Origin of the sequence: Kribbella catacumbae DSM 19601 (assembly GCF_000372465.1) — a bacterium.
Taxonomy (GTDB): domain Bacteria; phylum Actinomycetota; class Actinomycetes; order Propionibacteriales; family Kribbellaceae; genus Kribbella; species Kribbella catacumbae.
Map to the genome: position 1 here is coordinate 1 of NZ_AQUZ01000032.1, position 11,798 is coordinate 11,798.

An 11,798-nucleotide genomic window follows, 5' to 3' on the forward strand; every position below is an offset into this window, starting at 1 on the left:
AGATGGTCTGCGGCGGGGTGAGCGTGAGGGTCTGCGGATCGCTGGGCCAGATGGTCTGCGGCGGGGTGAGCGTGAGGGTCTGCGGATCGCTGGGCGGGGTGGGTGAGAGCGCCTGCGGATCGCTGGGCCAGATGGTCTGCGGCGGAGTGGGCGTGAGGGTCTGTGGATTGCTGGGCGAGATGGTGTGCGGCGTACTGGGTGGGGCGGGGTGCGGGGGGTGGGGTGGTCGAGGCTTGTGAGTTGTTGGTGAGGCGGGTCATTTGTCGCCCTTTGACTCGCGGTAGTTGCCGTAGGGCTCGGTGTGGGAGGCGGTGATGTGGATGGCTGGGCGTTCGCCGCCGAGGGCGTCGGGGATCAGGGGCAGCGGTACTTCGGTGTTCAGTTCCACGGTGACGGTGGAGCCTGGCTCGAGGCAGGCTGGGGTGCAGGTGATCTTGAGTTGCTCGGCGGTCAGGTTCACGCCCTGGTCTTTCATCGCCAGACGCGCTGCCTCGAACGCACGCGCCCGCGCATCCTCCTCCGACCGTCCGGCCGGCACGATGATGAAAGCTCGCCCGGCCGCGCGGGTGGCGGCAGTCGCGCCGTACGAAGTTCGCTGTACGTCGAATACGCCGAGCATCACGTACACGAGCGGCACCAACAGCAACAACGCGAGCCAGGAGAACTCGACCACCGCGTTGCCCTCCTCGTCCCGGCGGTGCGACCGCCGCATCATTCGCCGGTCTCCTTGATCGCGTGCCCTTCGACGGTGAACGCGATGCCAGGGCCCCACAGTCCGAGCGGCGGCATGTGTGCTTTGACCACGATCAGTACGCCGGGTTGGCCGCTCACGTCGGTCGTTTGCGCCTCGACCGAGTCGATCAATTCGCTGCGTACGACGCCGTCTACCAGTTCGCGCGTCCGCGCCTCGCCGTCCGCCGGCTCGCGATTCAGTACCGCCGCATAGTGCGCGCCCTCGGAGGCGGCTGCGGTGATGTTGTTCCGCACATACAAGAACAAGCCCACCTGCAGAATCCCCAGGAACAACGGCACGACCAACATCGAGACCAGCACAAAATCCACCACCGCAGCCCCATGCTCCCCGAGCACACGCTGCGGGAGGACTGACGATCGCCGAGCGCCGGGCCGCTGCCGGTCAACTGCTGGACACCCAGCACCGGCCCATCGCCGCTGGATCGGCTCGCTGACCGGCCGCGCGTGGGACGGGCCGTGGGGTCGTGCCACCGCCGGTTCGGGGGCAGCCGGTGCAGCGCCGGCCGGCCCTGGTGGGTGGTGGGGGTGGGGTGGAGTCACTTGTTGGAGACGGAGTCCAGGGCTTTCCCGAGCATGTCTGCGAGTTTGGGGCCGGCGACGGCCCAGATTGCGACTACCAGGCCGGCGGTCATGACGGTGATAAGGACCCAGCCGGGGACGTCGCCGCGTTCCTTGCTAGCGGGTCTGGGCTTTGTTACCAGCGCTACGAACAGTCTGGTCATCAGCAGGGACATGGCATCTCCTCAATTCACCCGGCGATCAGCCGGATCCCGACAGCGCCTGGATAGAAGGCGAAGGCAATGGTCACCGGGAGCACGAGAAACACCACCGGAATCATCATGGCGACCTCGCGGCGCGCACCCGACTCGATCAGCTCGCGACGGCTCGCTTCACGGATGTCGCCGGCCTGAGCACGCAGCACGTCGGCCAGTGGGGTGCCGCGTTCCAGCGCGACGGCGAGGCCGTCGGCGAAGCGCGACAAGGCAACCAGGCCGCTGCGGTCGGCCAGTGCGTCGAGCGCTCGCACCAACGGATCACCCGCTCGCGTCTCGGCGAGGACTCGTTGCAGCTCGTCGGCCAGTTCGCCGCGGCAAGATCTGGCGACTCGATCGAGCGCTGCCGCGGGCCCTTCGCCGGCCGCGACCGACAGGGCCAGCAGTTCGGCGACTGTCGGCAACTCGGCCAGCAGGCGGCGTTCGCGGCGGCGCACCTGGCTGGTCAGGTAGGTGTCGCGGGACAGTACGCCGATGACTGCGAGGAAGCAGCAGAGGACGAGCAGACCGATCGGGTTGCCAACGCCAAAGGACAAAGCGATCAGGGCGGTCAGCAGACCCAGACCGAAGCCGGCCGCGCCCCACAGGACCTGCTCGATCCGGAATTCCTCAACGGTACGGTCGATTCCGGCGCGCGCCAGCCGTCGGCGGATCGTCACAGCGCCGCCCAGGATCCGCTCGAGCCGCACCGCGCCGGCGCGCAATGACGGACCGAACAGCCGCAGGATCGCGTAGAACGGCGAGCCCGAGTTCACCACGCCGAGGAAGACGTCCGAACCGCCGAGGTCGCGCAGATACGGTCCGATCCGGTCGTCGACGGACGGTTTGCGCAGGAACGGCAGGCGTCGCAGTACCAGCAGCAGACCGCCGCCGAGCAGTGCGCCGAGGAAGGCACCCAGCATCATCGGACTCATCGCAGCACCCGCTCAGGCTCAGGCAGTCGGCCGATGCGCAGCATCAGGCGGTAGGCGACGACACAGACGACCGCCCCGATGCCGATGATCAAGGCGCCCACAGGCGAGTTGTAGCGCTGGATCACGTCGCCCTGGAAGGAAAGCATCGCCAGCACCAGCCACGGCGCGGCCACGGCGACGCGAGCACCGTTGACCGACCAGGCCTGCCGTGACTCCAGCTCGGACCTGGTGCGTGCGTCATCGCGCAGGAAGCTCGACAGCGACCGCAGCAACCGGCCGAGATCGCCGCCGCCGACCTCGCGCGCGATCCGCAGCGCCTCGATCACCCGATCGCCGACCGGATCCGCGAGCCGGGCCTTCAACCGGTCCAGCGAATCCGCGAAGCGCCCGGTCGACGCATAGTCCGAACCGAACCGGCGAAACGGCTCCCGCAACGGCAACGGCCCGCGCTCGCCCACCTGGGCCAGCGCCTCCGACAACGACAGACCGGCCCGTACTGCGGACGCCACGTTGTCGACCACATCCGGCCACAGCTCGCGGAACTCGGCCAGCCGTTTCCGCGCGCGACTCTTCAGCAGGGCCACCGGCAGGCCGCCGGCCATCACGCCGAAGACCACGCCGATCGGCAAGGTGGCCGAGACGAGGAACATCAGGACGAAGGCCACGAACCCCGTGATCGCACAAGCACCGATGAACGCGGCCGGTGTCACGCCTTCGACCCCGGCGGCGGCGAGTAGGTCGCGGCTGCGCGTGGTCAAGCGTCCGTCGGCACTGGGCCTGGTGTCGCGCGGTGAGACAAAGGACCAGATGATCAGCAGCAGGCCGATCCCGAAGACCAGGCCGAGCAGGAGTCCCATCAGCCCACGCCCCGCGGCAACTCGGTGAGCAGCCCGGACGGCGAGTAGCCGGCTTGCTGGAACCGCTCGGGATGCGGCAACTGGCCTTCGGCGCGGCGCAACTGTCCGTCGAGGGTGGAGAACAGGTTTTCGGTCTCGATCGCCTGCTCCTCGATCCGGCCGCTGACCGCGACGATCTCGCGCACCCGGCGTTGGCCGTCGTGGCTGATCCCGAGGTGGACGACGAGATCCACACAGCCGGCGACGGTCGGGAGCACGAACCGGGAGCCGATGTTCTCCCCTGCCAGCAGCGGTAGCGTGCACATCTTGGTCAGTGCCTCGCGCGCGGAGTTGGCATGGATCGTGCACATGCCGGGAAGTCCACTGTTCAAAGCCAGGAGCAGGTCGAGGCACTCCTCGCCGCGGACCTCACCGACGATGATCCGGCTCGGCCGCATCCGCAAGGACTCCTTGACCAGGTCGCGCAGGCGCACCTCGCCGGTGCCTTCGAGACCGGCCTGCCGGGTCTGCATCGAAACCCAGTCCGGGATCGGCAGCTTGATCTCGAAGACCTCTTCGCAGCTGATCACGCGTTCGCTGCCGGGGATCGAGCCGGACAACGCGTTGAGCATCGTGGTCTTGCCGGCCTGGGTGCCGCCGGAGACGAGGATGTTGAGACCGCAGGCGACCGACGCGTCGAGGACGGCGGCGGCGTGCTGGGTCAGCGAGCCGAGCGCGACCAGGTCGGCCAGCCGGGTGGCGCGGACGGTGAACTTGCGGATGTTGATCGCCGCATAGCGCTGGGTGATTCCGCCGAGCACGATGTGCACGCGGCTGCCGTCGGGCAGCCGGGCGTCGGTGAACGGCTGGGAGACGTCGATCCGGCGGCCGGTCGTCTTCAGCATCCGCTCGACGAGGTCGCTGACTTCCTCCTCGGTCAGCACGGTCGTGGTCAGCTCGTGGCGGCCCTCGCGGGCGATGAAGACGCGGCTCGGCTCGTTGATCCAGATCTCCTCGACCGCCGGGTCGTCGAGATACCGCTGGAGTGGGCCGAAGCCGGCCACCCGGTCGTGCACCTCACGGCTGACCGCCTCCAGGTCGCCGATCGGGGGCACGATTCCCGTCAGGCTGCGTTCGTCGTACTCCTTGACGACGGTGGCGACGATCGCGTTCACGGCGCCGGGGTTACGCAGCGGGTCGATGCCCTCGCGGCGGACCACGTCACGGACCTGGGCGTCGATCAGCTCGACCGCGCCGTTCCAGCCGGACCGGCGCGGGGCAAGTCTGTCGGCTGTCATCGTCTCCCCGTGAGCGTCTCGTCCGGCGACCCGTGCGGTCACCCTGAGCGACATCCTTTCAACCCGGGGCCCACCGGCGCCAACCCGATCCCCGCAGCCTGTGGATAACCCTCACACGCCGGGGGTTCACCGACCGTATCCACCCGCTCACCACCGGATCCACCAAATTGCACGTTGTTGCAGTTCCCTTCTCCGCGCCGCCTCCCGCCGGAACGCATTTCTGCGGGCTCAGCCCCTCGACAGAGGATTCGGCCCTTGGTCTTATGGACGAACCCCGCGAGGAGCCGCTAACCCCAAAGTCAGTTAGTTGAGGGGTTCGGGAGGCGCTTCGCCGGGACAGACTCGCAGGCAGGGCCTGGAATCAGCTGGTCGGGTGCTCGACCGTGCGGCCGCCGTGGCGAGGGCGCGGACGGCTGCGCACGCACTGACCGGCGCTGATGCCCCGACACGCCGGGGGAAACGTTTGCTGGCCGGACAGGGGTATGCGTGGGCGTCCGGACCATTCGGCACTGCGCCCCCAGCGGGCCTCGTCGCCGCCGACCCTCCAGCGTGACGTCCGGCAGCCTGGTACAGGAGGTGTCGTGTCCCGACCGACAGGTAGTGCACCCCGTGTACGCCGTCTCGCCCGCACTGCCCACGCGTGAGACAACGCCACCCACCCGACTATGTCCTGTCCATCGGGACACAACCCTCGCCCGGCCGACACCACCTGATCATCCGCCCCCCTTTTTGACCACCCCAGCCACCTTGTGCGCCGGCCAGGCACTCAACCTGCCCAACGACGCCCACCCCGTACCCAAGGTCGATCACCTCTTGCCGAGGCAGATCCGCCCCGCGAACCCCACAGTTCGCAGTACCGGACGGGGCGCGCGGCAGGGGCAACAGCGGCGGCGAGGGCGGGGTGCGGCAGGCGACGGGTTCAGGTCGAGCCGGTTGCGGACGGTACGCCGAACTCCCCGGCACGCGCCCCCCGAGCGCATTCTGCGGGCTCAGCCCCTCGACAGAGGGTTCACCCCTTGGTCTAGCAGGGGGCGAACCCCGCGAGGAGCGGTTAACCCCACGGTTCGCGGTACCCGATGGGGCGAGGGGGCCGACGGGCAAGCGGGCAGAGTCGACGGGCGGGCCGGTGGGGATGGCGGGGTGCGGGTGTGGCTGGGGTGGGGGCGGACCTCTGGGTGGGGAGACTTGGGGTGTAACGCGGGGGGTGGGGTGGGGCGTCGTAGAGGTGAGACCACGACGGAGAGGCCGGGATGAGATCTACGACGGACGACTTCGAGGAGTTCGCCAGGGCGCGGACTCCACAGTTGTATCGGACGGCTTGGTTGCTGACCGGGGATCGGCATCATGCCGAGGATCTGGTGCAGGAGACGCTGGCGAAGATGTTCCGGGCCTGGCGGGGTCTGCAGCGGATCGACAACCCGCCGGCCTATGCGCAGACCGTGCTGGCCAGGACGTTCATCTCGCAGCGGCGGCGGCGCAGCTGGAGCGAGCAGCCGACCTCGTCGCTGCCGGAGCGGGCCGAGCGGCCGGGTGATCCGGCGTTGCGGATCTCGCTGCAGAACGCGCTGGCCGAACTGGCTCCTCTCGACCGTGCGGTGCTGGTGCTGCGGTTCTTCGAAGATCGCAGCGTCGAACAGGTCGCGCTGGATCTCGGCAAGAACGCCGGTGCGATCAGGACCAGAACGTCACGAGCACTGGAACGGCTGCGCGCCGTCCTGGGCTCGGACGCCGACCACCTGATCGCTCTCTGAGGACAAGGAACCTGATGAAGAACCTCGACGACACCCTGCCCGAGCTGATGCGCCGGGCCACCGAGAACCTCGAACCCGAGTCCACTGACCTGGTCGAACGCGGCATGCGTCGCGGCGTCACCCTGCGCCGCCGCCGGACCGCCCTGATCAGCTTCAGCGGCGCTACCGCAGTACTGGCCACGGCCGGCATCATCGTCAGCGGCAGCCAACTCTTCGGCAAGGACGCCCAGCCGCCAACCGCCGGTACTACGACCGCGCCAGCGACCCCGAAAGCCAACGGCGTCGCGGCGAAACCGGTCACCCAGAAGGAGACCCTGGCGACGCTGCTCAAGCTCCTGCCGCCGCACCTGAAGGTCACCAAGACCGAGACCCACGGAGATACCTTTGGCAACGGGGTGTCCTTGCTCGTGAGTGACGGCAAGGGACTGTCCAAGCTCTCGCTGTCGGTGAATGCGCCTGGTATCGAGGGAAGCTGCTACGAGCCTCAGCCGGGCACCTGCCTGCCCCGCCCTGACGGCTCTCGCATCACCGTCTCCAAGGAAGAGCCCACCTACGAGCCGGACAACAACCCTGGCGGGGTGCTCCGTAATTCGGTCGCCGTCCATCGCCGGGGCGGTGAAGCGATCAGTCTGATGAGCTTCAACGCGACGGAGGAGAAGCAGACCGAGAAGACCAGGCCGAAGCCTGCACTGTCGGTGGCCGAGCTGACCAAGATCGTGGACAGCACGCTCTGGCGCTTCCCGCCGAAGCAGCCGCTGCCGACCGGCGGGCCGGACAAGCCGGAGCCGAAGGATCCTGGCGCAGGCAAGCCAGGCGTCCCAGTGCAGCTGACGCTGCAGACGCTCAAGAACGTGTTGCCGACCGGCCTGAAGCTCACCCGGCCGGAGACCAACGGCGGCGGGACCAACGGCCACAACGGCGCGGCGTACGTCATCAACGACGGTAAAGGCCTGTCGCGGATCATCGTGTTCGTGACGTACGAGCACCCGGTCACCAAGTGCGGACCCGAAGGCATCTCGAATTGCAAGGTCCGGCCGGACGGATCCGTGACCGGCTGGGGCAAGAACGTGCCGGAGTACGCCGACGCACGTCAGGCCAAGGACGGAGTCGTCGCCAACAAGGCCGAGATCCACTACCCGGACGGCCGGACGATCGCCATAACGAGCTACAACGCCACGGCGGAGAAGGGCTCCAAGCACACCCGGGTGACTCCCCCCTTCACCCCGCAGCAACTGCTGGTGATGGCTGGGAACAAGTCCTGGAAGTTCCCCGGGACCGGCACGAAGTAAAGCTCCCCGCTGGTCCTCTGAGGGGTGGATCAGCGGTGGACGAGAGTGTGCTCGAAGGCGTAGCGAGAAGCACGGAACAGATGTGACCCGTACTCCACTGCGCGCCCGTGGTCGTCGTACGTGATCCGCGTAGTCGCCAGTAGCGGTGAGCCCGGCTCCTCCAACAGGAGCCGGGCTTGCTCTGCTGTGGCCGGCTGGGCCGAGATGGTCTGGTGCGCCACCTTCAGCCGGACCCCCTCTGCCCGGAGCAGTTCGTAGAGGCCGCGCTCGGCCAGGGTGTTCGGGTCGGTGTCGAGCATCTCCGGGGGAAGCCAGTTGCGCATCAGGGCCAGCGGCTCGCCGTCAGCGCGGCGGAGCCGCTCCAGGCGCAGTACGCGATCCCCCTGCTCGCACTGGAGGGCAGCGGCGACGTCTGCGGTCGCGGAGACGATGCCGAAGCGCAGTACCTCCGTCTGGGGCTTGCGGTGCGCGGCGGCCAGGTCGTCGTACAGGCTGGTGAGTTCGAGGCTGCGGCGGACCTGACCCGAGTTGCCGACCACCTGGGTGCCGACGCCGCGCTTGCGGACCAGCAGACCCTGGTCGACCAGCCGGGCGATGGCCTGCCGGACCGTCGGGCGGCTGAGGCCATAGGCCTCGGCGAGGTCCACCTCGTTGCTGAGCCGGGAACCGACCGGGAGGTCACCGCCCTGGATCGCCGCTTCGAGCTGCTGCGCGAGCTGTACGTGAAGCGGGGTGCGACTGGTGCGATCAACACTGACCTGGACGGTGCTCATGGGCACATCTTGGGGTGTCCAGGGCGCACCGTCGAGTCGGAGCGTGGGTTTGATCAGATCTCTTCGTTTCTGAAGGTGCCAGAGGACCGGCACAAGGCGAGTTCGTCATCGCTGTGGGCTAACTCAGCCGATCTCCGTCAGCTGGACCGGACGGTGCTCCTCGTGGGACTTCATCGCGGCCAGCGCGACGCGAAGTGCCCTGCGGGCGTCCTCGCCGGTGACGGGCGGAGTCGAGCCGGTCCGGATCGCATCGGCGAACTGCGAGACCTCGGCGACATACGCGTCGCCGAACATCTCCTCGTCGCTCCTGAGCGTCTGCTGGCTGATCCCCTGCTCGCCGTACTGCAGCATCGGGCTGCTCGCATGCCGCCCCGCCGTCACCATGCCCTTCGAGCCGAACACCTCGCCGCGTACGTCGTACCCGTACAGCGCCGAGAAGCTGGCCTCCGCGGTCGCGATCGCGCCGTTGTCGAAGCTGAGCATGACCGACGCGGTGTCGATCAACCCACTGTCCTTGTACTGCGGGGCGACCAGCGCGTCGGCTCGCGTGTAGACCTCGATCGGCTCGGCACCCGGGTTGAGCCAGAGCAAGGTGTCGAAGTCGTGGATCAGCGTCTCGCGGAAGATCGTCCAGGGCTTGATGTTGACCGAATTGCTCAGACCGCCCGGCCAACCAGGATCGCGAGTGACCGAGCGCAGCTGCTGCGGCGTACCGATCTCGCCTCTGACGACCGCAGCGTGCGCGGCCGCGAAGTCAGCGGCGAAGCGGCGGTTGAAGCCGACCTGGAAGGGGACGCCGGCCTTCCGCGTCGCCAGGATCGCCCGGTCCATCTCCACCAGGTCGAGGGAGGCCGGCTTCTCGCAGAAGACCGCCTTGCCCGCCTCGGCCGCGCGGACGACCAGCTCGCTGTGCACGTCCGCGAACGAGGTGATCGCGACGGCCTCGATCTCGGGATCCTTGAGCACATCGTCGAGCTCGGCGGTCGCCTTGGCGTCGTACTTCGCCGCGACGCTCTCGGCCACGTCGAGCCGCAGGTCCACCACGGCGGCCAGCTCGGCGGCCGGGACCCGGCGCGCGATGTGGCCCGCGTGCATGGTGCCGATCCGGCCGGCACCGATCAACGCGATCCGGATGACTTGCAGCCCATGATCGGTACGCATGTGGTCGATCCCCTCATGACGTGTGATGTACCCCGTTGTGACGAGCAACTACTACTAGAGCGCTCTAGTCACGAGCAAGCGAACACTGGTTTGATGGACCCGTCAAGAGTTCTGCCAGGTAACCCCAGCTGATCATTCGCCCCTTTTTGATGCTCTCGACCGACGCCGCAACGCCGGGCTTTGTCCACAGAGGGTCAAAAAGGGGCGAATGATCAGGTGGGTTGGTTGGAGGCAACCGGATGGATCGTCCCCCGACGATGGAGGACGTGGCCCGGCTGGCCGGAGTGTCGCGCGCGCTCGTCTCGATCGTGTACCGCGATGCGCCCGGCGCGAGCGATGCCACCCGGACACGGGTCCTGGCTGCCGGCAACGATCTCGGCTACCGGCCCGATCACCGGGCGCGGCTCCTCGGTCGCACCCGGACACGGTTGCTCGGCGTGACGTTCGACGTACGGGCTCCATTTCATGGCGATCTGGTGGAAGTGCTGTACTCGGCGGCCGAAGCAGCCGGTTACGACCTTGCCCTCAGTGCTGTTGCTCCTTCGCGAGGCGAGTCCCGCGCGGTTCAGTCGCTACTCGACTATCGCTGCGAGGCTTTGATCCTGCTGGGTCCGCAGCTTTCCCCTTCGGCTCTGTCAGCGCTTGCAGAGTCACAGCCCGTCATCGTGATCGGCCGCAAGGTCCGCGCTGCCGGCGTCGATGTCGTACGAACGGATGACAAGGGGGGTTCGCGGTTGGCTGTGGAACACCTGCTGTCGTTGGGACATCGGGCCATCCTGCACATCGACGGCGCCAAGTTCCCGGGCTCCGCGGAACGCCGTACCGGCTATCGCGCGGCCATGCGGCATGCCGGCCTCTCGCCTTTCATCCAGCCGGGCGGCCGCACCGAGGCCGATGGATCCGACGCGGCCAAGACCTTCCTGAACGACTCACCGCCCGTCACCGCGGTCACGCTCTTCAACGACCGCGCAGCCACGGGCTTTCTCGACACGATCCGCCAGTCATCCCTGGAGATCCCCCGGGACCTCTCGGTGGTCGGCTACGACAACTCCACCATCGCGGCGCTCTCCCACATCAGCCTCACCACCGTCGCCCAGAACACCACCGCCCTGGCCAACCAGACCATCGCGATAGCCCAGACCCGCCTCACCGACCCCAACGCCACAACAGCCGCCGTCGTCATCCCCCCAACCCTCGTACTCCGCTCCACGACGGCCCCACCGCGCTCGGCAGGTTGTACGGGCTGATCGGGTGGATGTTGGACGGCAACGAGTGGGGTGCATTGGGGAGCAGGTGGTGAGCTTGGAGTAGAGCGTGGCAACTGCGGCGGAGGTCGGCGGGCAGGTCGTGGTGGAGGACCAGGGTAAGGGCGCCGGACCGGAGTAGAGCGTGGTTGTCGGGGTCGAGGTCATGGGCGATGAAGCAGCGGTAGGGGCGACCCAGAGCTGCGAAGGCGTCGACGATCGCGCTGTTGCCGCCGCCGATGGAGTAGACGGCGTTGATGCTGGGGTCGGCGATGAGTGCCTCTAGCGCCAGGTCGTGCATGGTGGCGTCGAGCCCGTCGGTGTTGTTGAGCTCCACCAGTGCGCGGTCGGGGGCCAGGCGGCGGAGCGCGGCACGGAAGCCCATTTCGCGTTCTTCCTCGCCACGGAAGGTGTCGCGGCTCAACGTCACCAGGATGTTGCCGGGCGCATCGCCCAGCCATTGGGAGACGAAGTACGCCGCGGTGGCGCCGGCCGCGCGATTGTCGATGCCGACGTAGGCGACCCGGCGGCTGGTTGGGAGATCGGTCACCAGAGTCACCACGGGGATGCCGGCGGCAACCAGTTGGTCGACGGCCTCGACGACCTCGGGTTCGTCGGGTGCCTTGAGGATCACGCCCTGGGAACCGCGGCGGCGTACCCGCTCCAAGGCCTCGACCATCGCCGGAGCCGAGGCGGTCTCATCCAAAGAGAAGCGGGCGCGGATCACTGCGGGACGCAAGCCGGGCAGTTCGCCCTCCAGCGCCGCGCGGACGGCGCCGGTGAAACGCGACGGGGCTTGCATGACGAGGTCGATCACGAGTGTGCGACCGCCGAGGCGGACCTGGTCCTGTTGGCGTTCCAGGTCGCGGACGGCCTGGTCGACCTGGCGCTGGGCGCGGATGCTGACACCGGGGCGGCCGTTGAGAACCCGGTCGACTGTCGTCTCGCTCAGGCCCGCCTGTACTGCGATGTCGCGCACGCGGAATGCACGGCCCACGGGAGCACC

General features: G+C 68.2%; 12 protein-coding genes. 3 read left to right on the forward strand and 9 right to left on the reverse strand.

What is annotated here, in order from left to right:
* Window positions 1-256 precede the first annotated feature (256 nt).
* The 6 genes from A3ES_RS0128345 to A3ES_RS0128370 all read right to left on the reverse strand — a co-directional run bounded on the left by A3ES_RS0128345 (window position 257) and on the right by A3ES_RS0128370 (window position 4,616).
* Window positions 257-715, reverse strand: coding sequence for a hypothetical protein (locus A3ES_RS0128345; protein ID WP_020390223.1), 459 nt, complete (start codon window positions 713-715; stop codon window positions 257-259).
* Window positions 712-1,065 (reverse strand): TadE family protein, encoded by a 354-nt coding sequence (locus A3ES_RS0128350; protein WP_237745079.1) that lies wholly within the window; start codon window positions 1,063-1,065, stop codon window positions 712-714. Before A3ES_RS0128350 ends, A3ES_RS0128345 begins: the two co-directional genes overlap by 4 nt.
* 224 nt (window positions 1,066-1,289) lie before the next feature.
* Entirely contained in the window at window positions 1,290-1,487 is a 198-nt protein-coding gene (locus tag A3ES_RS0128355; RefSeq protein ID WP_020390225.1) for a hypothetical protein, read from the reverse strand.
* Window positions 1,488-1,501: 14 nt separating this feature from the next.
* Window positions 1,502-2,440: a type II secretion system F family protein gene (locus tag A3ES_RS0128360; RefSeq protein ID WP_026163281.1), complete on the reverse strand. Its 939-nt coding sequence runs from the start codon at window positions 2,438-2,440 to the stop codon at window positions 1,502-1,504.
* The gene (locus tag A3ES_RS0128365) at window positions 2,437-3,297 is read right to left on the reverse strand and encodes a type II secretion system F family protein (RefSeq protein ID WP_020390227.1); all 861 of its coding nucleotides are present in this window, start codon (window positions 3,295-3,297) and stop codon (window positions 2,437-2,439) included. Before A3ES_RS0128365 ends, A3ES_RS0128360 begins: the two co-directional genes overlap by 4 nt.
* The gene (locus A3ES_RS0128370) at window positions 3,297-4,616 is read right to left on the reverse strand and encodes a TadA family conjugal transfer-associated ATPase (RefSeq protein ID WP_020390228.1); all 1,320 of its coding nucleotides are present in this window, start codon (window positions 4,614-4,616) and stop codon (window positions 3,297-3,299) included. The genes A3ES_RS0128365 and A3ES_RS0128370 overlap by 1 nt, the downstream gene beginning before the upstream one ends.
* A gap of 1,208 nt (window positions 4,617-5,824) precedes the next feature.
* Here A3ES_RS0128370 and A3ES_RS0128375 point away from each other — a divergent pair.
* Together A3ES_RS0128375 and A3ES_RS0128380 are read left to right on the forward strand one after the other, a co-directional pair.
* On the forward strand, window positions 5,825-6,325 hold the full coding sequence (locus A3ES_RS0128375) for a SigE family RNA polymerase sigma factor (protein ID WP_020390229.1): 501 nt from the start codon (window positions 5,825-5,827) through the stop codon (window positions 6,323-6,325).
* A 14-nt stretch (window positions 6,326-6,339) separates the two neighbouring features.
* Window positions 6,340-7,614, forward strand: a complete 1,275-nt coding sequence (locus A3ES_RS0128380) for a hypothetical protein (protein WP_020390230.1) — start codon at window positions 6,340-6,342, stop codon at window positions 7,612-7,614.
* A gap of 29 nt (window positions 7,615-7,643) precedes the next feature.
* On the opposite strand, the gene A3ES_RS0128385 is transcribed toward A3ES_RS0128380, so the two are convergent.
* Both A3ES_RS0128385 and A3ES_RS0128390 read right to left on the reverse strand, forming a co-directional pair.
* Window positions 7,644-8,387, reverse strand: coding sequence for a GntR family transcriptional regulator (locus A3ES_RS0128385; RefSeq protein ID WP_020390231.1), 744 nt, complete (start codon window positions 8,385-8,387; stop codon window positions 7,644-7,646).
* A 123-nt stretch (window positions 8,388-8,510) separates the two neighbouring features.
* On the reverse strand, window positions 8,511-9,548 hold the full coding sequence (locus A3ES_RS0128390; RefSeq protein WP_020390232.1) for a Gfo/Idh/MocA family oxidoreductase: 1,038 nt from the start codon (window positions 9,546-9,548) through the stop codon (window positions 8,511-8,513).
* Between the two features lie 239 nt (window positions 9,549-9,787).
* Here A3ES_RS0128390 and A3ES_RS0128395 point away from each other — a divergent pair, with 239 nt between their 5' ends.
* Window positions 9,788-10,795: a LacI family DNA-binding transcriptional regulator gene (locus tag A3ES_RS0128395; protein ID WP_020390233.1), complete on the forward strand. Its 1,008-nt coding sequence runs from the start codon at window positions 9,788-9,790 to the stop codon at window positions 10,793-10,795.
* Here A3ES_RS0128395 and A3ES_RS56310 read toward each other — a convergent pair.
* Window positions 10,728-11,789, reverse strand: a complete 1,062-nt coding sequence (locus A3ES_RS56310) for a LacI family DNA-binding transcriptional regulator (RefSeq protein ID WP_020390234.1) — start codon at window positions 11,787-11,789, stop codon at window positions 10,728-10,730. The two genes, A3ES_RS0128395 and A3ES_RS56310, sit on opposite strands and share 68 nt — an antisense overlap.
* Window positions 11,790-11,798 lie beyond the last annotated feature (9 nt).